16 protein-coding genes are annotated in these 19,459 nt (G+C 67.7%); 9 read left to right on the plus strand and 7 right to left on the minus strand.

All coding sequences use genetic code 11. The features are described from left to right. Positions 1-48 precede the first annotated feature (48 nt). The 3 genes from AC06E7_RS01580 to rpoE form a co-directional block, all read right to left on the minus strand. Positions 49-1,572: a DegQ family serine endoprotease gene (locus tag AC06E7_RS01580; protein ID WP_217537757.1), complete on the minus strand. Its 1,524-nt coding sequence runs from the start codon at positions 1,570-1,572 to the stop codon at positions 49-51. A gap of 92 nt (positions 1,573-1,664) precedes the next feature. Continuing rightward, complete coding sequence (locus AC06E7_RS01585; protein WP_478062659.1) at positions 1,665-2,498, minus strand: sigma-E factor negative regulatory protein; 834 nt, start codon at positions 2,496-2,498, stop codon at positions 1,665-1,667. Further along, positions 2,495-3,115 (minus strand): RNA polymerase sigma factor RpoE, encoded by a 621-nt coding sequence (rpoE, locus tag AC06E7_RS01590; protein WP_068853630.1) that lies wholly within the window; start codon positions 3,113-3,115, stop codon positions 2,495-2,497. The genes AC06E7_RS01585 and rpoE overlap by 4 nt, the downstream gene beginning before the upstream one ends. A 236-nt stretch (positions 3,116-3,351) precedes the next feature. On the opposite strand from rpoE, the gene AC06E7_RS01595 reads away from it, so the two are divergent. The 4 genes from AC06E7_RS01595 (at position 3,352) to AC06E7_RS01610 (ending at position 7,921) form a co-directional block, all read left to right on the plus strand. Then, complete coding sequence (locus AC06E7_RS01595) at positions 3,352-5,415, plus strand: 3-hydroxyacyl-CoA dehydrogenase NAD-binding domain-containing protein (RefSeq protein ID WP_478062660.1); 2,064 nt, start codon at positions 3,352-3,354, stop codon at positions 5,413-5,415. Between the two features lie 195 nt (positions 5,416-5,610). Further along, positions 5,611-6,471 (plus strand): pirin family protein, encoded by an 861-nt coding sequence (locus AC06E7_RS01600; protein WP_184126416.1) that lies wholly within the window; start codon positions 5,611-5,613, stop codon positions 6,469-6,471. Positions 6,472-6,535: 64 nt separating this feature from the next. Then, on the plus strand, positions 6,536-7,264 hold the full coding sequence (gene aqpZ / locus AC06E7_RS01605) for an aquaporin Z (RefSeq protein WP_426804689.1): 729 nt from the start codon (positions 6,536-6,538) through the stop codon (positions 7,262-7,264). A 195-nt stretch (positions 7,265-7,459) separates the two neighbouring features. Then, the gene (locus AC06E7_RS01610; RefSeq protein WP_210130831.1) at positions 7,460-7,921 is read left to right on the plus strand and encodes a hypothetical protein; all 462 of its coding nucleotides are present in this window, start codon (positions 7,460-7,462) and stop codon (positions 7,919-7,921) included. 71 nt (positions 7,922-7,992) lie between these two features. On the opposite strand, the gene AC06E7_RS01615 is transcribed toward AC06E7_RS01610, so the two are convergent. Beyond that, positions 7,993-8,844 carry a pirin family protein gene (locus AC06E7_RS01615; RefSeq protein ID WP_217537761.1) on the minus strand — a complete coding sequence of 284 codons (852 nt, stop codon included), beginning with the start codon at positions 8,842-8,844 and terminating at the stop codon, positions 7,993-7,995. 203 nt (positions 8,845-9,047) lie between these two features. On the opposite strand from AC06E7_RS01615, the gene AC06E7_RS01620 reads away from it, so the two are divergent. Both AC06E7_RS01620 and AC06E7_RS01625 read left to right on the plus strand, forming a co-directional pair. Continuing rightward, positions 9,048-11,129, plus strand: a complete 2,082-nt coding sequence (locus AC06E7_RS01620) for a carbon starvation CstA family protein (RefSeq protein WP_068853635.1) — start codon at positions 9,048-9,050, stop codon at positions 11,127-11,129. Continuing rightward, positions 11,129-11,353: a YbdD/YjiX family protein gene (locus AC06E7_RS01625; RefSeq protein WP_068853636.1), complete on the plus strand. Its 225-nt coding sequence runs from the start codon at positions 11,129-11,131 to the stop codon at positions 11,351-11,353. The genes AC06E7_RS01620 and AC06E7_RS01625 overlap by 1 nt, the downstream gene beginning before the upstream one ends. A gap of 385 nt (positions 11,354-11,738) precedes the next feature. On the opposite strand, the gene AC06E7_RS01630 is transcribed toward AC06E7_RS01625, so the two are convergent. The 3 genes from AC06E7_RS01630 to AC06E7_RS01640 all read right to left on the minus strand — a co-directional run bounded on the left by AC06E7_RS01630 (position 11,739) and on the right by AC06E7_RS01640 (position 15,080). Beyond that, positions 11,739-12,989: a DUF819 family protein gene (locus AC06E7_RS01630; protein ID WP_478063606.1), complete on the minus strand. Its 1,251-nt coding sequence runs from the start codon at positions 12,987-12,989 to the stop codon at positions 11,739-11,741. Positions 12,990-13,102: 113 nt separating this feature from the next. Continuing rightward, on the minus strand, positions 13,103-14,392 hold the full coding sequence (locus tag AC06E7_RS01635) for a sensor histidine kinase (RefSeq protein WP_478062664.1): 1,290 nt from the start codon (positions 14,390-14,392) through the stop codon (positions 13,103-13,105). Next, positions 14,379-15,080, minus strand: a complete 702-nt coding sequence (locus AC06E7_RS01640; RefSeq protein ID WP_217537764.1) for a response regulator transcription factor — start codon at positions 15,078-15,080, stop codon at positions 14,379-14,381. The genes AC06E7_RS01635 and AC06E7_RS01640 overlap by 14 nt, the downstream gene beginning before the upstream one ends. 133 nt (positions 15,081-15,213) lie before the next feature. On the opposite strand from AC06E7_RS01640, the gene AC06E7_RS01645 reads away from it, so the two are divergent. The 3 genes from AC06E7_RS01645 to AC06E7_RS01655 all read left to right on the plus strand — a co-directional run bounded on the left by AC06E7_RS01645 (position 15,214) and on the right by AC06E7_RS01655 (position 19,421). Further along, on the plus strand, positions 15,214-16,926 hold the full coding sequence (locus AC06E7_RS01645; RefSeq protein ID WP_478062667.1) for a glycosyltransferase family 39 protein: 1,713 nt from the start codon (positions 15,214-15,216) through the stop codon (positions 16,924-16,926). 108 nt (positions 16,927-17,034) lie between these two features. Beyond that, positions 17,035-17,772 (plus strand): phosphatase PAP2 family protein, encoded by a 738-nt coding sequence (locus AC06E7_RS01650; protein WP_478062668.1) that lies wholly within the window; start codon positions 17,035-17,037, stop codon positions 17,770-17,772. 17 nt (positions 17,773-17,789) lie between these two features. Next, on the plus strand, positions 17,790-19,421 hold the full coding sequence (locus AC06E7_RS01655; RefSeq protein WP_478063608.1) for a phosphoethanolamine transferase: 1,632 nt from the start codon (positions 17,790-17,792) through the stop codon (positions 19,419-19,421). The last annotated feature ends 38 nt before the right edge of the window (positions 19,422-19,459 follow it).

Genomic DNA, 19,459 nt, shown 5'->3' on the forward strand with positions numbered 1-19,459 from the left:
ACGACCGGGCCCGCCGAAGCGGGCCCGGAAACGCAGCAGGGACGGGGTTTACTGCCCGGTTTTGACCGCCACGAAGGCGCTGTTGCTGCCCGCGCGCACCAGCAGCATCACCACATCGCCCTTCTTGTAGCCGCCCAGCGCCTTGTTCAGCGCAGCCACGCTGCCGACCGGGGTGCGCCCGACCTGCAGGATCACCATGCCCGGCGACAACCGGGCATCGCGGGCAGCCTGGCCCTTGACGTTGGTGATGCGCACGCCTTCGCCCGCGTCCAGCCCCAGCTGCTGGCGCTGCGGGGCGGTCAGGTCGGCCACGTCCAGGCCCAGCAGGGCGTTGGCACCCACCTGCGGCGCCGCGTCGGCGGCAGCCGGACCGGCGGTGCCGCGGGCGGCATCCTCGGCCAGCTCGGTCAGGGTCGCGGTGATCTCACGCTCCTTCCCTTCGCGCAGCACGCCCAGGCGGACCTTGCTGCCCGGCGCCTGGGCGCCGATCAGCGGCGGCAGATCGCTGAAGGTGTTGATCGGGGTGCCGTTGACCGAGCGGATCACATCGCCGACTTCCAGCCCGGACCTGGCCGCGGCACTGCCCGGTACCAGTTCGTTGACCAGCGCGCCACGGCTGTCGGGCAGGTTGAAGCCCTGCGCCACGTCGCCGGTGATGGCGCCCACGATCGCGCCCAGCTGGCCACGGCTCACGCGCCCGTTCTTCTTGATCTGCTCGACCGCACCCATGGCCAGGTCGATCGGGATCGCGAAGCTGATGCCCATGTAGCCGCCCGAAGCGGAGAAGATCTGCGAGTTGATGCCGACCACTTCACCGCGGGTATTGAGCAGCGGGCCGCCCGAGTTGCCCTGGTTGATCGCCACGTCGGTCTGGATGAACGGCACGTAGCGCTGGTCCTGGCCGCCGGTGCTGCGCCCGACCGCACTGACCACGCCGGCGGTGACCGAGTGGTCCAGGCCGAACGGCGAGCCGATCGCGACCACCCACTGGCCGGGCTTGAGCGTGTTGGAATCGCCCACGCGCACGGTCGGCAGGTTCTTCGCATCGATCTTGAGCAGAGCCACGTCGTACTGCTGGTCGCTGCCGATCACCTTGGCGGTGAACTCGCGGCGGTCGCCCAGCTTGACCTTCACTTCGCCGGCGTCGGCCACCACATGGTGGTTGGTCAGCACGTAGCCGTCGGGCGAGATGATGAAGCCCGAGCCCATGCCGCGGCCGCGGATGCTGGGACCTTCATCGTCGCCACCGGGCTGGCCCGGCATCTGGAAGTCCGGGCCGAAGAAGCGGCGGAAGAACTCCGGCATCTCGTCATCGCCCGGACCGGGGCCGGCGCCGCGCGCCTGGCGGTTGCTGCGCACGATGGTGGTTTCAATGTTGACCACGCCCGGACCGACCTGCTCCACCAGGTTGGTGAAGTCCGGCAGGCCACTGACCAGCGGCGCGGCCGGCGCACGCGGGGCGGCGGCCACCTGCGCTGCAGGCGCGGTCGGGCTGGGCGACTGGGCACAGGCCACCAGCGGAAGGGTGATGGCCAGCAGGGCCATGGCGTGCGTGCGGATACGGGCGGTCATCAGACTCGAGCCTCCGGGTCAGGGATGTTCAGGGGAAGGGGTGGCGCTGCACGTCGCGTGCAGCGCCTGGATGTCGGGAATGGAGGCAAAGGTCAGTCGCGCTGGCGACGCACCGGCGGCGCGCCGGACGCGTCATCCTGCAGGCGCGGCTCGAACGGATAGAACGCCGCCTGGGGCTCCTGCGTGGAGAAGCTGGCATTGAGCGCCCCGCTGCTGCCCACCGTCGAGCGCGGCCACGGCCGGGCCTGCAGGTTGCCGACCTCACCGAACGGCAGGGCCCGGGCATCGGTGGCTGGCACCGACGGGGCCGGCGCCGGCTGGCTGGCCACCGCACGCATCGGTTCGGCGCTGCGGCCGGCCACGCTGCGCGCGGCGGCCTGCTGGGTGCGGGTGGCACTGCTACGGCGGGCATTGACGGCTGCGGCCGGCACGGCGGCCACGGCCAGGGCGGCATCGGCCACCACGGCGGCATTGAGCGGCGCGCGCGGTGGTGCCGGCGGCAGCTGCGCCTGGCTGGCGATGATCGTGGTCGGCTGCTCCGGCGGGGCCTGCCCGGGCAACTGCTCGCGGCTCATGAACAGTGCGATGGCGGCCACCGAGGCGGCCAGCGCGGCACCGCCACCCCAGCGCAGCAGACCGCCGCGGCGCTGGCGCGGGGCCGGCGTTGCGGCGACCACCGTGACCGGCTCGGCCGCAACAGCGGCCTGGATCCGGTCGGCAAAGCCCTGCGGCGCCGGCGCACAGGCCTGCCCGCGCAGCACATCGCCCAGCAGCTGCCAGCGTTCCTGGCAGCGCGACAGGTCTTCATCGTGTTCCAGGCGGCGCAGCAGGAACCGCGCCTCTTCCAGCGGCAGCTCTCCGTCCACCAGTGCAGAAAGCTGCTGGCGGTGGTGGGCATCGAATTTGTCAGGCATCTGGTGGCTCATACGCGGCTCTTCTCGCGGGTGGCGCTGCCGACATCCAGCAGCGGCCGAAGTTCAGTGTCGATCGCCTCGCGGGCACGGAAAATCCGCGACCGCACGGTGCCGATCGGGCACCCCATCTTCTGCGCGATTTCTTCGTAACTCAGGCCCTCAACCTCGCGCAGGGTGATGGCCGATCTCAACTCTTCCGGTAACGCCGATACCGCCTTCATCACCGTCTGCTCCAGCTCCTGGCGCATCAACTCGCGTTCGGGCGTGTCGGTATCGCGCAGGCGGGTGCCGCTGTCGAACTGTTCGGCGTCCCCGATTTCGATGTCATCGGTGGGCGGGCGGCGGTTGTGGGCGGCTAGATGGTTTTTGGCAGTATTCACGGCGATCCGGTGCAACCAGGTATAGAACTGGGCGTCGCCGCGGAAACTGCCGATCGCGCGGTAAGCGCGGACGAACGTATCCTGGGCAACGTCCTGACATTCACTCCAGTCGGCGATGTAGCGCCCGATCAGGGCGACGATCCGATGCTGGTACTTGCGCACCAGCACATCGAACGCCGCACTTTCGCCGCGCTGCACGCGCCGGACCAGCTCCAGGTCCAGCTCCTGTGGTGTTTCAACCTCGGCCATGGGGGGCCGCACTCCTGTCAGCCCAACCGACGTCGGGCAATGAGACTGCCAATCCCGGGAAAAGTTCAGCGCCGATCACCGCGCGCCGTACCAGCTTTTAACCACCGTTCCGTTAAGGTTCCAGATCACCGCCATGAACCCGGTGCTCCTCCCCCCAGCTATAGGGATTTGACGGGGAGGAAACAACCTCTGGATCATAGCCCCCTTCTCCATACACAACCGGATGGAACGCCTCCATGCTCTCAGGCTTCGATGGGCTCCGCTTCTCACATTGGCACCCCGAGATCCGTGACGATGGTGTCGTGGTACTCAGCCTCGACCGCCACGACAGCAGCGTCAATGCGATGTCGCAGGACGTGCTGCTGGAACTGGGCGACCTGGTCGAACGCCTGGCGCTGGACCCGCCCAAGGCGGTGGTGGTGCAATCGATCAAGCCGGCCGGCTTCATCGCCGGTGCGGACCTGAAGGAATTCCAGGAATTCGATCGCCGCGGCACCGTCAACGACGCCATCCGCCGTGGCCAGACCACCTACCAGAAGCTGTCCGAGCTGCCCTGCCCGACCGTGGCCGCCATCCATGGCCACTGCTTGGGCGGCGGCACCGAGCTGGCGCTGGCCTGCCGCTACCGCGTGGCCTCCAACGATCCCTCCACCCGGATCGGCCTGCCCGAAACCCAGCTCGGCATCTTCCCCGGTTGGGGTGGCAGCGCGCGGCTGCCGCAGCTGGTCGGCGCCCCCGCCGCCATGGACATGATGCTGACCGGCCGCAACCTGTCGGCATCGACCGCCCGCAACATCGGCCTGGTCGACAAGGTCGTCGCCCCGGCGGTGCTGCTCGACACCGCCGTCGCACTGGGCCTGTCCGGCACCACCCGCCCGTTCAAACAGCGCCTGACCGCCTGGGCCACCAACACCTGGCTGGCGCGCAGGCTGCTCGCCCCGCAGATGGCCAAGCAGGTCGCGCGCAAGGCCAGGAAAGACCACTACCCCGCCCCGTATGCCCTGATCAACACCTGGGCACGCACCGGTGGCAGCGGCATCCAGGCCCGCCTGGACGCCGAACGCCGCGCCGTGGTCAAGCTGGCCGGCACCCCGACCGCGCGCAACCTGATCCGCATCTTCTTCCTGACCGAGCGCCTCAAGGCACTGGGCGGAAAGGACCACGGCATCCGCCACGTGCACGTGGTCGGCGCCGGCGTGATGGGCGGCGACATCGCCGCATGGTCTGCCTACAAGGGCTTCGAGGTCACCCTGCAGGACCGCGAACAGCGTTTCATCGACCCGGCCATCGAACGCGCCCAGGCCCTGTTCGCCAAGAAGGTGCGTGACGAGAGCAAGCGCCCCGCCGTCGCCGCCCGCCTCAAGGCCGACCTCGCCGGCGACGGCGTTGCCCTGGCCGACCTGGTGATCGAAGCCATCATCGAGGATGCCGAGGCCAAGCGTGGCCTGTACCAGACGCTCGAGCCGAAGATGAAGGCCGACGCCCTGCTGACCACCAACACCTCCTCCATCCCGCTGGTGGAACTGCGCGACCACATCCAGCGCCCGGCCCAGTTCGCCGGCCTGCACTACTTCAATCCCGTCGCCCAGATGCCGCTGGTGGAAATCATCCACCACGACGGCATGGCCCCGGAAACCGAACGCCGCCTGGCCTCGTTCTGCAAGGCCCTGGGCAAGTTCCCCGTGCCCGTCGCCGGCACCCCCGGCTTCCTGGTCAACCGCGTCCTGTTCCCCTACATGCTCGAAGCGGCCACCGCTTACGCCGAAGGCGTGCCCGGCCCGGTCATCGACAAGGCCGCCGTCAAGTTCGGCATGCCCATGGGCCCGATCGAACTGCTCGACACCGTCGGCCTGGACGTCGCCGCCGGCGTCGGCAAGGAACTGGCCCCGTTCCTGGGCCTGCAGATCCCCGCTGCCCTGCAGACCGTCGAACCGGGCAAGCGCGGCAAGAAGGATGGCCAGGGCATCTACAAGTGGGACAACGGCCGCGCCCAGAAGCCGGACGTACCGGCCAATTACCAGGCGCCGGAGGACCTGGAGGACCGCCTGATCCTGCCGCTGCTCAACGAAGCGGTCGCCTGCCTGCACGACGGCGTGGTGGCTGACGCCGACCTGCTCGACGCCGGCGTCATCTTCGGCACCGGCTTCGCCCCGTTCCGCGGCGGCCCGATCCAGTACATCCGCGCCACCGGCGCCGATGCGCTGGTGGAGCGCCTGAAGGTACTGCAGCAGCGCCACGGCGACCGTTTTGCCCCGCGCCCGGGTTGGGACGCGGCGGTGTTGCGTGAGCCGGTGATTTAAAGAATCGATTGATCGAAGCAGAAACGCCACCGGAAGGTGGCGTTTTTTTTGTGCACCTGCAGTACCGACCAACGGTCGGTACCTACCGCTTTTTCGTCGGCCGCAAACGAAACAGCCTGTTACCCGAACGGGCCATGCAGCCGCCCGACCCGCGTGCCATCCTTTCCGCCTGTCCCCGCCAGCGAGAAAGCCCGCATGACGACCATCATCGCCCCGCGTGTCCATGACATCGGCGGCCTCGAAGTCCGCCGCGCCGTGCCCAGCATCCAGGCGCGCAGCGTCGGCCCGTTCGTGTTCGTCGACCAGATGGGCCCCGCCGTCATGGGCGCCGGTGCCGGCATCGACGTCCGCCCCCACCCGCACATCGGCCTGGCCACCGTCACCTTCCTCTGGTCCGGCGCCATCGGCCACCGCGATACCCTCGGCTCCGACCAGGTGATCCGCCCCGGCGACGTCAACTGGATGACCGCCGGCCGCGGCATCGCCCACTCCGAACGCACCCCGCCGGTCGAACGCGAACACGACCACCCCATCCACGGCATGCAGACCTGGGTCGCACTGCCGAAGGCGTATGAAGAAACCGCGCCCGCCTTCTACCACCACGCCGCCGCCACCCTGCCCGAGCAGCGCCGCAATGGCGCCTGGCTGCGCGTCATCGCCGGTCGCGCCTACGGCGAAGAATCCCCCGTGAACGTCTTTGCCGACACCCTCAACGTCGCCATCGACCTGGACCCCGGTGCCGAACTCGACCTCGATACCGGCCACGTCGAACGCGCGCTCTACATCCTGGAAGGCGAGGCCCAGCTCGACGGCGTCGATCTGCCCGCCCAACATCTCATCATTCCCGAAGCCGGCGCCCGTGGCCGGTTGCGCGCCAAGACCCCGTTGAAGGCCATGCTGCTTGGTGGTGAACCGCTGGACGGACCGCGCCACCTCTGGTGGAACTTCGTCTCCAGTTCCAAGGAACGCATCGAGCAGGCCAAGCACGATTGGGAATCGGGGGCTTTCGGCAACATTCCCGGCGACGACAAGGAATTCATTCCACTGCCGGCGTAATGCGCGCGCGTTGCATCATCCGATTTCCGACGTGATTCCCCCTGGGCATCCGTGGAGATCTTCAATGAGCATGGGCAAGCGTCTGGCCGCCGAATTCCTCGGCACCTTCTGGCTGGTTCTCGGCGGCTGTGGCAGCGCCGTCCTCGCAGCGAAATTCGGCGGTGACGGCAACCCGCTGGGCATCGGCTTCCTCGGCGTCGCACTGGCCTTCGGCCTCACCGTCCTGACCGGCGCCTACGCGTTCGGCCACATCTCCGGCGCCCACTTCAACCCCGCTGTCAGCGTCGGCCTGTGGGTCGGCGGGCGCTTCCCGGCGCGCGACCTGCTGCCCTACATCGTCGCCCAGGTGCTGGGCGGCCTGCTGGCCGGCTTCATCCTGCTGCAGATCGCCTCCGGCGCACCCGGCTTCCAGATCGACGGCAGCCAGGCCGGCGCCTTCGCCAGCAACGGTTACGGCGCACTCTCGCCCGGTGGCTACAGCGTCGCCGCCGCCTTCCTCTGCGAAGTGGTGCTCACCGCCCTGTTCCTGGTGGTCATCATGGGTGCCACCCACGGCCGTGCCCCGGCGGGCTTCGCCCCGATCGCCATCGGCCTGGCCCTGACCCTGATCCACCTGATCAGCATCCCGGTCACCAACACCTCCGTGAACCCGGCCCGCTCCACCGCCGTGGCGGTGTTCGCCGGCAGCGGCGCGCTTGGCCAGCTGTGGCTGTTCTGGCTGGCCCCGCTGCTGGGCGGCCTGATCGGCGGCATCGCCTACAAATGGATCGGTGCCGATGGCCCACCCCGCTAACCGGGTTCAGAATCATTTGAAACGGTTATTTGAAGAACCGGTCACATTCCGTTAAGGTCGAAATCACCAGACCGTCACCTGACGGGTCCTTCCGGTACGCGCATGGGGCATGCGCAGCACATCGGCCAGGGAACGCTTGGCCACCGGAAGCGCCCGCAGGGGACGGCACGGCTACTTGCACACTTGGGGGAACGCATGAAGATCCTGCACGCCTTGATATTCCTTGGCCTTTCACTGACGGCCGGCATCGCCACGGCGCAATCGGCCGCCAAATGCCCGGCACTGCCCGAATCCAGCGGCCTGCAATGGCAGGAACAGTCTGCGGCCACCTACGTGCTCTGCAAGGCCACTGCGGCAGACGGGCGCGAAGTCATGACCATGATGCTCACCGGGCGCGACCCGGATATTCCGCTGCCCCGCCCGCTGCGCCAGGAAAAGGGCAACTTCGCCGGTGAGTCGCTGTACTGGTACCAGCCTGACCTGGGCGGACAGCAGCCGCCGGGGTATGCCACCCGCCGCATGACCGTGGTCAAGTTCGACAAGAACCGCTACGCGCAGATTTCGCTGTATCCCAGCGACGCCAGCGAGCTGCGCGCGCTGCAGACGTTGTCGCAGGGCATGAACCTCAATCCGTCGGCGGTCGCCGCGGAGCGGTGACACCCGGTAGCGCCGGCCGTTGGCCGGCACCCGGATCGCCCGGGCCGGCCAATGGCCGGCGCTGGCTTGTTTCAGAAGCGGCCTTCCTGGAAATCCACGAAGGCCTGCATCAGTTCCTGCCTGGTGTTCATCACGAACGGGCCATGGCGCATCACCGGCTCCCGCAACGGCCGCCCGGCGACCAGGATCAATCGCGCTCCACCGGCGCCCGCGCGCAGCTGCAGCAGTTCGCCGCCATCGAGCACCGCCATTTCCTGCCGGTCGACCGGACGCGCGTCATCGCCGTCGCCAATCGTCAGCCCGCCTTCGAACACATAGGCGAACGCGTTATGCCCTTCAGGCAGCACGTAATCCCAGGCCGTGCCTGCATCCAGCTGCACATCCAGGTACAACGGATCGGTGGCCGGCTGCACGATCGGGCCGACCGTGTCGCCCACCTGCCCGGCGATCACCTTGACCTGCACGCCCGGCGCCGGCTGCGCCAGCGGAATGCGGTCCGGCGCGAACTCCTGGTACTTGGGATCGGTCATCTTGTCGCGCGCCGGCAGGTTCACCCACAACTGGAAGCCGCGCATCTGCCCCGATTCCTGCTCGGGCATTTCCGAATGCACCAGGCCGCGGCCGGCGGTCATCCACTGCACGCTGCCCGGGGTGAGCAGGCCCTCGTTGCCGTGGTTGTCCTTGTGCCGCATGCGCCCGTCGAGCATGTAGGTCACGGTCTCGAAGCCACGATGCGGGTGGCTGGGGAAGCCGGCGATGTAGTCCTCGGCGCGATCGGTGCCGAATTCATCCAGCAGCAGGAACGGGTCAAGGTCCGGCAGCGAGGGACCACCGATGACCCGGGTCAGGCGCACGCCGGCCCCGTCGGAGGTGGCCATGCCACGGATGGTGCGCTGCACGCGCACCGGGGTTGGGCTGCTCATGTTGACTCCGGCGAAAGGAAGATGGATACAAGATGGGCGCAGCCCCCGGAGGCGCCAACCGTCATGCCCGCAACCGATTGTTCCAAGCGTGGTGTTCTGTACCCGTGTACGACCAAAGTACTAGCGGCAAGCCTCCGCAGGCGCATTGACCCGGTCACTGCCAGGGCGGACCCTTACGGAGTTCTTCAGGGAGACGCAATCTCATGAAAGGTTTTTCCAAGCTGGGTTGGGCGGCGCTCGCGCTGCTCGGCGCATTCTGTCTTGGCACCGTTGCATTGCGGCGGGGCGAACACATCAACGCGCTGTGGATCGTGGTCGCCGCAGTCTCCATCTATCTCATTGCCTATCGCTTCTACAGCCTGTTCATCGCCGACAAGGTGATGCAGCTGGATCCCACCCGGGCCACGCCCGCGGTGATCAACAACGATGGCCTGGATTACGTGCCCACCAACAAGCACGTGCTGTTCGGCCACCACTTCGCGGCCATCGCCGGTGCGGGGCCGCTGGTGGGCCCGGTGCTGGCGGCGCAGATGGGCTACCTGCCCGGCCTGCTGTGGCTGGTGGTGGGCGTGGTGCTGGCCGGCGCGGTGCAGGACTTCATGATCCTGTTCATTTCCAGCCGCCGCAACGGGCGTTCACTGGGTGACCTGGTGCGCGAGGAAATGGGCCAGGTGCCTGGCACCATCGCGTTGTTCGGCGCGTTCCTGATCATGATCATCATCCTGGCGGTGCTGGCGATGGTGGTGGTGAAGGCACTGGCGGAAAGCCCGTGGGGCATGTTCACGGTGATTGCGACGATGCCCATCGCGATCCTGATGGGCATCTACATGCGCTACATCCGCCCGGGCAAGATCGGCGAAATTTCGGTGGTGGGGTTGATCCTGCTGCTGCTGGCGATCTGGTACGGCGGCAAGGTGGCGGCGGACCCGGTCTGGGGCCCGGCCTTCACCTTCACCGGGATCCAGATCACCTGGATGCTGATCGGTTACGGCTTCGTGGCATCGGTGCTGCCGGTGTGGCTGCTGCTGGCCCCGCGCGATTACCTGTCGACGTTCCTGAAGATCGGCACGATCGTGGCGCTGGCCATCGGCATCCTGATCGTGATGCCGGAGCTGAAGATGCCGGCGCTGACGCAGTTCGCGGCCAGCGGTGATGGTCCGGTGTGGAAGGGCGGCATGTTCCCGTTCCTGTTCATCACCATTGCGTGCGGTGCGGTGTCGGGCTTCCATGCGCTGATCGCGTCGGGTACGACGCCGAAGCTGCTGGCCAATGAGCGCCACATGCGCTACATCGGTTACGGCGGCATGCTGATGGAATCGTTCGTGGCGGTGATGGCGCTGGTGGCGGCATCGATCATCGATCCGGGCATCTACTTCGCGATGAACAGCCCGGCGGCGGTGATCGGTGCCGATGCGGTCTCGGCGGCACACTACATCACCACGACGTGGGGCTTCACGATCACGCCGGAGCAGCTGGAGGCGACGGCGGCGGCGATTGGCGAGCCGACGATCCTGCACCGCGCGGGTGGCGCGCCGACGCTGGCGGTGGGTATCGCGCAGATCCTGCACCAGGCGATCCCAAGTGGCAGCAACGCGATGATGGCGTTCTGGTACCACTTCGCGATCCTGTTCGAGGCACTGTTCATCCTGACGGCGGTGGATGCGGGTACGCGTGCGGGCCGCTTCATGCTGCAGGACCTGTTGGGCAACTTCATCCCGGCGCTGAAGAAGACCGAGTCGTGGACGGCGAACATCATCGCGACGGCGGGCTGCGTGGCGCTGTGGGGCTATCTGCTGTACACGGGCGTGGTGGATCCGTTCGGCGGCATCCAGACGTTGTGGCCGCTGTTCGGCATCTCGAACCAGATGCTGGCGGGTATCGCGCTGATGCTGGGTACGGTGGTGCTGTTCAAGATGAAGCGTGACCGCTATGCGTGGGTGACGGCGGTGCCGGCGGTATGGCTGCTGATCTGCACGACGTATGCGGGGCTGATCAAGATCTTCGACAGCAATCCGGCGCAGGGCTTCCTGGCGCAGGCGCACAAGTTCCAGGATGCGATTGCGAGCGGGACGATCACGGCACCGGCCAAGACGGTGGGGCAGATGCAGCAGATCGTGGTGAACGCGTACGTCAACACGGGGCTGACGGTGCTGTTCCTGTTCGTGGTGTTCGCGATCCTGGCCTATGCGATCAAGACGATCGTGGTGGCACGCCGTACGCCGCAGCGCACGGACCGTGAGACGGAATACGTGGCGCTGCAGCCGCACCAGATGGCGGACCTGTGATGAGCACGGGTCTGGTTCCGGTCGGGCAGTACCAGGCGCACCGCCGCATCTGGCGGCGCCTGGTGCAGACGGCACGTCTGTGCTGCGGGATTCCCGATTACGACAACTACGTGCGGCACGTGCTGGAAAAGCATCCGGACCGCACGCCGATGGACTACAAGACGTTCTTCCGCGAGCGCCAGGAAGCGCGTTACGGCGGCCGCAATGGGGGTCGCTGCTGCTGACATTGGCGCTATCGCGCTGTTGAACGGTAGGTCTCGACCGTTGGTCGAGACGGCTTCTAGAAACGAAAAGGCGGCGCACCTGCGCCGCCTTTTCTCTTGGCTCTGATTTGATATCGGCCATGGCGGGGCGGCGGTGGGGGTGCGGGACACGCCGTGAACCGCCCTCCGGGCCCCGGCCCAACCGCCAGCGGTTGTGCGTTCAGCCGCACGCGAGGCAGTGCCTCGCAAGCAGTGCAGCTTCACCCTTGGGGGCTTGTAGAAAACATCCATGTTTTCTACAGTCCCGCACCCCCACCGCCGCCCCGCCATCCACAGATGGCAGATGACGGAACGAAAACGCGGTAGCGCCGGCCGTTGGCCGGCCTTCCCGATGCTGATGGCGTCGTTATGCTCCGGCCATCCATTTGAGGATCAAGCCGGTTACGTATGCCAGACCGGTTCCCGTGGCGTATCCGACTGTTCCGAGGAGCACACCCACCGGCGCCAGGCTGGGATGGAATGCCGCTGCCACCACCGGTGCCGATGCCGCTGCGCCGATGTTGCCCATCGAGCCGATGCCGAAGAAGAACAGCGGCGCCTTGACCAGCTTGGCGACGGTCCACAGGACGAGGATGTGGGTGAGCATCCAGATCACGCCGAGCAGGAACAGCCATGGGCGATCCAGCAGGGACAGCAGGTCCATCTGCATGCCGATGCAGGCAATCAGGAAGTACAGGAACACGGTGCCCAGGCGGGATGCGCCTGCCGATTCGAGCCGGCGTGCGCGGGTGAAGCTCAGGCCGAGGCCGAGCAACGTGGAGAGCAGGACCACCCAGACGAAGGCGCTGTCGAGGCTGAACTGGCTGGCCCAGCTGATGTGGGCTTTGAACCAGGCGCTCAGGGGGGCGGCGATGGCGTGGGCCAGGCCGACGCCGCCGAGGGCGACGCCGACGATCAGCATGAGGTCGGTGAGGCTGGGAATGCGGGCATTCTGGGCCTCATAGGCACTGATGCGCGCTTTCATTTCGTCGATGGCGCGGGTGTCGGCGCCTTTGCGGGTGTCGATCTGGGTGGCGCGGTTGGCCAGGAACAGCAGAACGGCCATCCACAGGCTCGCGCAGGCGACGTCGACGACGGCGAACTGGCCGAAGGTGGTGGCGTCGGTGCCGAATACTTCGCGCATGGCGACCATGTTGGCGCCGCCACCGATCCAGCTGCCGGCCAGTGCGGCCATGCCGGCCCAGGTATCGCCGGCGACGGTTTCCGGGTGGATCCAGGACATCAGCTGGAACGACACCACGGCGCCGAGCATGATGCCGAAGGTGCCGGCGCAGAACACGATGAGCAGCTTGGGGCCGAGCTTGAGGATGCCCTTGAGGTCGATGGAAAGGGTGAGCAGCACCAGGGCGGCGGGCAGCAGCACGTCGCGGGCGATGGGGTTGTAGAGGGCGGTGTCGTGGCCGTCGATAAGGCCAGCGGTGTTGTAGATGGCCGGGATGAAGTAGCACAGCAGCAGGGCGGGCACCCAAGCGAAGATTTTCTTCAGCAGGGGGGTCGGGCCGCTGGCGGCCCAGAAAATCAGGGCCAGGGTGGCGGCGATCAGGCCAAGGCCAACGATATCGTTGGTGATGAGGGCAGTACTGGGTTCGGTCGGCATGCGATCCTCTGTCGATCGAAAGGGCAAAAAAAAGCGCCGCATGATGCGACGCCTTTTTGAGCTTAACACTGTCTTCACCACATGCCACGTTGCGCTGCCGCGCACTGCCACGCCTACCCCGGCAGCGATGCGCTCAGGTCGAGGATGACACGGGTACCGCGCGGTTCGCTCTGCTCGATGGTGAGTGCCCAGCCGAGGTGTTCGCACAGGCGGGCGATCAGTTCGAGGCCGATGCCGCTCTGTCCGTTGCGATCACCGCGCGCCATGCGCGCGTAGACCGCGGCAATTTCTTCAGGGCTCATGCCTTCGCCAGGATCCTGCAGGGTGACCACGGCGCGGTCGGATACGTTGATGGTGATGGTGCCGCGGCCACTGTTTTCGATGGCGTTGCGCAGCAGGTTGCCGATCGCGGCCTGAACCACGCCGAGCGGCGCGATGATGTCCACGTTGGCCAGGCCCTGCACCGCGATCTGCAGGTCCTTGTCGCCCATCAGGTGGCGATGGTCTTCGATGATGTCCGGCACCAGCTGGTCCAGCGGGATGCGTTCCTTCAACGCGGCCAGCCGCGCCGGTTCGCGCGCGAGTACCAGCAGCAGCTGGATCAGCTGCTCCACGCCCTGGGCGGTGCGGTGCACGCGCTGCATCTGCTGGCGCGCACGGTCGGGCAGCGCGGGCTGCTCCAGCGCCAGTTCGGCGGCGCCGGTGATCACCGCGATGGGGGTGCGCAGTTCGTGGCTGGCGGTGCTGATGAACACCCGTTCGCGTTCCACGAACTGTTCGTTGCGGGCCAGGTAGTCGTTGAGTGCGGCGGCGATGACGTACAGCTCGGAACTGCCGCGCGGGTCGACTTCGACGCGCTGGCCAGCCACGCCGGGCTTGAGGCCGTCGATATGCCGGGCCAGTGAGCGCAGCGGGCTGACCAGGCGGCTGACGCCGAACGAGGCCATCACCACCGTCACTACGATCATCACCACGCTGGCCAGCATCACCCAGCGGGTGGCGAATTCTTCCAGGTCGTGAAAGTCGTTGATGTCCAGCACCAGTGCAAGCCGCCCCTGCCCGGCGGTGTCGCGCACCATCACCGCGCTGGCGCGGCCGGCGATTTCCACGCCGTCGTGCAGGCCCGGATGCAGGGTGCGCAGGATCGGCGGAACACCGGGACTGTCATCGACGGTGAACAGGCGCAACGTGTCCGAGTCCTGCCAGCGGTAGTGCGGTTCGTGTTCGATGTGGTTGACGATGCTGTCCAGTTCGGAGTTCAGCAGTGCGCGCCACGCCGAATGCTCGGCATGCTCGTGCACGTAGTTGCCCACGCTGAACACCGCCAGCGAGATCAACGCCAGGTAGCCCAGCAGCCACCAGACCAGCCGCCGGTGCAGCGGCGCGGGCTTACGCAGTTTCATCGTGGCCTTCGGTGGCCGGCGCACCCAGGCGATACCCCACGCGCGGCAGGGTATGGATGAGCTTGTGCTGGAACGGACCGTCCACGCTGCGGCGCAGTTCGTAGATGTGGGAACGCAGCAGGTCGCCGTCGGGCAGCTCATCGCCCCACAGCGCGAACTCCAGCTGCTGGCGGGTGACCGCCGCCGGGCTGGCGCGCATCAGCACTTCCAGCAGCTTGCGGCAGGCCGGGTACAGGTGCAGGGCCTGGCCGTCGCGCTGCGCCTCCAGCGTGGCCAGGTCCAGGGTGAGATCGGCTACTTCCAGCACCTTGCGCGGGTTGCGCCCCTGCGCGCGCACGCGCAGCGCTTCCAGCCGGACTTCCAGTTCCGGCAGGGCGAACGGCTTGGTCAGGTAGTCGTCGGCGCCGGCGCGGAAGCCGGCGATCTTGTCGGGCAGTTCATCGCGCGCGGTGAGCATGATCACCGGCACTTCCGACCCGTGCTCGATTCGCAGGCGGCGCAGCACGTCGGGGCCTTCCATGCGCGGCAGCATCCAGTCCAGGATCAGCGCGTCGTAGCTCTGGGTGGCGGCCAGGTGCAGGCCGGTGACGCCATCGGGGGCGACGTCGAGGACATGGCCACGCGCTTCGAAGTACTCGAACAGGTTGGCGACCAGTTGGCGGTTGTCTTCAATGACCAGGAGCCGCATGCGTCGGGAACTCGGGAGTGATACCGCCATGGTAGCCGCTGGAATGTCGGAATCCGGTCGCAATCGCCCCGATTCGACGCCTTTCTTACATCGGCTGGGCGACAGTGCGGGCTTTCCAACCGATCCCTTGCCCTTGCAGACGATCCTGACCCGCCATCGGTGGCGACTGCTGACCTGCCTCGCCCTGCTGTTGGCCCTTGCCGCAGGGATCGGACTGCGCGCCCCTACCCCGCCGGATGAGCCCCGTTTCGTGCTGGCCGCCCGGGCCATGGTCGAGACCGGCCAGTGGCTGCTGCCCCACCGGGGCAGCGAACTGTACGCCGAAAAGCCGCCGGTGTTCATGTGGATCCAGGCGGCGACCTACCAGGTCATCGGGAACTGGAACCTGGCCTTCCTGCTGCCCTCGCTGCTGGCCGCGCTGGCCACGTTGTGGCTGAGCTGGGACCTGGCGCGGCGTCTTTGGAACCGGCGCATCGCCTGGTGGGCGCTGCTGGCGCTGGCCAGCTGCCTGCAGTTCGGGCTGATGGCCAAGCGTGCGCAGATCGACATGGTGCTGGTCGCGCTTACCACCCTGTCGTTGTGGGCGCTGCTGCGCCACCTGCTGGAACGGCCGAACACGCGGTTGCTGTGGGTGGCCGGGTTCGCCGCGGGTCTCGGCACGGTGACCAAGGGCGTGGGCTTCCTGCCGCTGCTGGTGCTGCTGCCGTGGGCGCTGTGGCGCTGGAAAGGCCAGCCGCGGCCTGGCGCTGCCCTGCCCCGCGCGCGTTCACTGCTGTGGCTGATACCGGCATTCCTGCTCGGCACCGCCGTGTGGCTGGGCCCACTTGGGATCGCGCTGCTCAATGACCCCTCGCCGGAGCTGCAGGGCTATGCGCGCGAACTGCTGTTCAAGCAGACCGGCACCCGCTATGCCAATGCCTGGCACCACGTGCAGCCGGCCTGGTACTACCTGCAGGTGATCGCCACGCTGTGGCTGCCCGGCAGCCTGCTGCTGCCCGCGCTGGTTCCGGCGTGGTGGAAGCGCCTCAAGCGCCTGGATGGGCGCTACTGGCTGCTGCTCGGCTGGGCGCTGCTGGTGCTGCTGTTCTTCAGTGCCAGCCCCGGCAAGCGCGAGGTCTACATCTTCCCGATGCTGCCGGCGCTGTGCGTGGCCGCCGCCCCGCTGCTGCCCGGCCTGCTGCGCCGGCCTGGTCCGCGCTGGCTGCTGCTGGCCTACGTGCTGGTGCTGAGCGCGGCGGCTCTGGGGATCGGCGCGCAGTTGCTGGGCGACGGTGCCTGGGCGCATGCGCAGCTGGCCAAGCGCGGCATGCCGGAAACCCTGCTGCCGGTACTCGGGGCGTGGCTGCTTGGCTTCGGCATTGTGGTGCTGCTGCTGGCCGCCTGGCTTCGCCAGCGGCGTGCCGGCATGCTTGCTGTATTGACTGCGGTGCTGTTGTGGAACCTGCACGGCTGGGGCCTGATGCCTGCATTGGGTCCGTACAGTTCTTCGTCGGCATTGATGCAGCAGGTCGGCGAGCGGATCGGCCCGTCGGCCGAGCTGGGCGCGCTGGCCTGGCGCGAGCAGAACCTGCTGCAGGCCGACCGGCCGGTGACCGACTTCGGCTTCAAGCGCCCCTGGGACGAACAGTGGCATGACGCTGGCCCGTGGCTGGCGCAGGGGCCGCACAAGCGCTGGCTGCTGGTGCTGGAGCAGGCAATCAGCCCGTGCGTGGATCGCGCGCAGGCGGAGATGATCGGCAGTGCCAACCGCAACCGCTGGTGGCTGGTACCCGGCACGGCATGGAATGCAGCCTGTCACGCTGAGCTGTCCAAGGATGCAGCCGCCGGCGTGGACGACGGTGACTGAATCGCGGATGCACGGCGCGGCCGATTAACGCGCGGGGAACATCGCTCCGACCGGTCTCCGACACGCCGCTGACGACCATGGCGCCGGTTTCCCCGCCGGCCCTGCCTGATGCTTCCTGCTTCCCCTGCACTTGTCCCGCTCGCTTCCGATGCGCCCGCGCAGGCGTCCGGGTTCCTGCGCCGCCATCTCGGTTGGCCGCTGCTGGCCGTGCTGGCCGCCAGTGCCGCACTGATGGCGGGCGGGGGTGACCAGTGGCTTGCGGACCAGCTGTACCGCGTGGAAGGCCATCACTGGCTCCTGCAGAACGCATGGGCGACGAGCCAGTTGATCCACAAGGGTGGCAAGTGGCTGAGCGCAGCGGCAACGCTGCTGACCCTCGTGCTGTGCTTCCACGCCTGGCGCCACGAACGCGCGGCCGCATGGCGCTGGCCGCTGCTGTACCTGGTAATGGCCGTAGCGCTGGGCACCGGCGTGGTGTCGCTGCTGAAGTCCCTCACCAACATGGATTGCCCGTGGGACCTGGCGCGCTACGGCGGCCTGCGCGAATACGTGGGCCTGTTCGCCACCCGCCCGCACGGCATGCCGCGCGGGGTGTGCTTCCCGGCCGGGCATTCCAGCGCCGGGTTTGCCTGGGTGAGCCTGTACTTCTTCGCGCTGCTGGTGCGCCCGGCATGGCGATGGCGTGGCCTTGCCGTGGGGCTGGTCGCCGGCGGCGTGTTCGGTGCCGCGCAGCAGCTGCGCGGCGCGCATTTCCTGTCGCATGACCTGTGGACGCTGGCGACCTGCTGGACGGTGTCGCTGCTGTTGTTCCTGCTGGTACGCCGCATGGCAGGAGCACGCGCGTGAATGCCATCGCCTCGCGCATGCCGCGCCTTGCTTCGCTGTCAGCCCTGCGCCACTGGCGCCCCACCTGGTCCACCGAAACCCTCATCGCGCTCACCAGCATGTTCTTCGCGCTGGCCTGCAACGGCCTGTTCTGGCACAGCGCGATGGCCACCCATCCGGGCAGCCTGCGCTTCGGCCTTTCGCTGCTGTTGCTGCTGGTCGGCGCGCACAGCCTGCTGATGGGCCTGCTGGTGTGGCGCTGGAACGCAAAGGTGATGATCGGCGTGCTGCTGCTGGGCACGGCGATGGCCGCCCATTACATGAGCAGCTACCACATCTACCTGGATGCGGACATGCTGCGCAACGTGCTGGCGACCGACCACAAGGAAAGCCGCGAGCTCATCACTCCCAGCCTGATCGCCCCGCTGGTGCTGCTGGCGGCGCTGCCGATGGTCGTGCTGTGGCGCGTGCAGCTGCTGCGCCGCAGCTGGGGCAAGGCACTGCTGTGGCGTGGCGGCTTCCTGCTGCTGTCGGCCGCCGTGGCACTGGGCGGTTCGCTGCTGTCGTTCCAGGAAATGTCGGCGCTGATGCGCAACCAGCGCGAGGTGCGCTACCTGGCCACGCCGGGCAACTACCTGCTGGGCCTGCCCAAGGCGCTGCGCGGCGACAACCCGATCCAGCGCGCACCGAAGCTGCCGATCGGGCTGGATGCCAAGGCCACCCCGCGCGCGGCCGACAGCAAGCCGCGGCTGCTGGTGATCGTGATGGGCGAAACCGCGCGTGCACGGAACTGGGGCTTGAACGGCTACGCCCGGCAGACCACGCCGCAGCTGGCGCAGACCAGCGCGATCAACTTCCCGGACATGCATTCGTGCGGCACCAGCACCGAAGTGTCGCTGCCCTGCCTGTTCTCGCCCTATGGCCGCCACGATTACGATGAGAAGAAAATCCGCGCGCACCAGTCGCTGCTGCACGTGCTCGACCACGCCGGCATCGGCACGCTGTGGCGCGACAACCAGTCCGGCTGCAAGGGCGTGTGCGAAGGGCTGCCGATGCAGGCACTGGACGATGCAACGCATCCCACCCTGTGCGCCAACGGCCGTTGCAGGGACGAGATCCTGATCGACAACCTCGCCGAACAGGTCCGTGCAACGCCGGGCGACCGGGTGGTGGTGCTGCACCAGCTGGGCAACCACGGCCCAAGCTACTTCGAGCGCTACCCCGCCCGCTTCCGCCACTTCACCCCGACCTGCGACACCCCGGACCTGGGCAAGTGCAGCCGCGAGGAAATCACCAACAGCTACGACAACGCGCTGCTGTACACCGACCAGCTGCTGGCCCACACCATCGGCACGCTGCAGGGCATGCAGGATTACGACACGGCGATGATCTACCTGTCCGACCATGGCGAATCGCTCGGCGAGAAGGGCCTGTACCTGCACGGGGTGCCGTACGCGATCGCCCCGCAGGAACAGACCCGGGTGCCGATGACCATGTGGTTCTCGCCCGGCTTCGCCGCCAGCCGTGGGCTGGACCTGGCCTGCGTGCGCCGGCGCGCCACCCAGTACACGGACCATGACAACGTGTTCCCGTCGGTACTGGGCCTGATGCAGGTGAAGACCGCGCTGTACGAGCGCGACCGCGACCTGTTCGCCGGCTGCGCGCGCTGACGGGACCTGTGGCCCTTGCGGTGCGGCGGCGGCCCCAC

This window comes from Stenotrophomonas sp. Steno-Z4 (assembly GCF_056393145.1).

Bases quoted from the DNA above. Each gene is read 5' to 3' on its own strand.
- AC06E7_RS01635 (WP_478062664.1), bottom strand. From the start codon at position 14,392: ATGAAACTGCGTAAGCCCGCGCCGCTGCACCGGCGGCTGGTCTGGTGG.
- AC06E7_RS01615 (WP_217537761.1), bottom strand. From the start codon at position 8,844: ATGAGCAGCCCAACCCCGGTGCGCGTGCAGCGCACCATCCGTGGCATG.
- AC06E7_RS01585 (WP_478062659.1), bottom strand. From the start codon at position 2,498: ATGAGCCACCAGATGCCTGACAAATTCGATGCCCACCACCGCCAGCAG.
- AC06E7_RS01625 (WP_068853636.1), top strand. From the start codon at position 11,129: ATGAGCACGGGTCTGGTTCCGGTCGGGCAGTACCAGGCGCACCGCCGC.
- AC06E7_RS01610 (WP_210130831.1), top strand. From the start codon at position 7,460: ATGAAGATCCTGCACGCCTTGATATTCCTTGGCCTTTCACTGACGGCC.
- AC06E7_RS01640 (WP_217537764.1), bottom strand. From the start codon at position 15,080: ATGCGGCTCCTGGTCATTGAAGACAACCGCCAACTGGTCGCCAACCTG.
- AC06E7_RS01650 (WP_478062668.1), top strand. From the start codon at position 17,035: ATGCTTCCTGCTTCCCCTGCACTTGTCCCGCTCGCTTCCGATGCGCCC.
- AC06E7_RS01595 (WP_478062660.1), top strand. From the start codon at position 3,352: ATGCTCTCAGGCTTCGATGGGCTCCGCTTCTCACATTGGCACCCCGAG.
- rpoE (WP_068853630.1), bottom strand. From the start codon at position 3,115: ATGGCCGAGGTTGAAACACCACAGGAGCTGGACCTGGAGCTGGTCCGG.
- AC06E7_RS01580 (WP_217537757.1), bottom strand. From the start codon at position 1,572: ATGACCGCCCGTATCCGCACGCACGCCATGGCCCTGCTGGCCATCACC.
- aqpZ (WP_426804689.1), top strand. From the start codon at position 6,536: ATGAGCATGGGCAAGCGTCTGGCCGCCGAATTCCTCGGCACCTTCTGG.
- AC06E7_RS01620 (WP_068853635.1), top strand. From the start codon at position 9,048: ATGAAAGGTTTTTCCAAGCTGGGTTGGGCGGCGCTCGCGCTGCTCGGC.
- AC06E7_RS01655 (WP_478063608.1), top strand. From the start codon at position 17,790: ATGCCGCGCCTTGCTTCGCTGTCAGCCCTGCGCCACTGGCGCCCCACC.
- AC06E7_RS01600 (WP_184126416.1), top strand. From the start codon at position 5,611: ATGACGACCATCATCGCCCCGCGTGTCCATGACATCGGCGGCCTCGAA.
- AC06E7_RS01630 (WP_478063606.1), bottom strand. From the start codon at position 12,989: ATGCCGACCGAACCCAGTACTGCCCTCATCACCAACGATATCGTTGGC.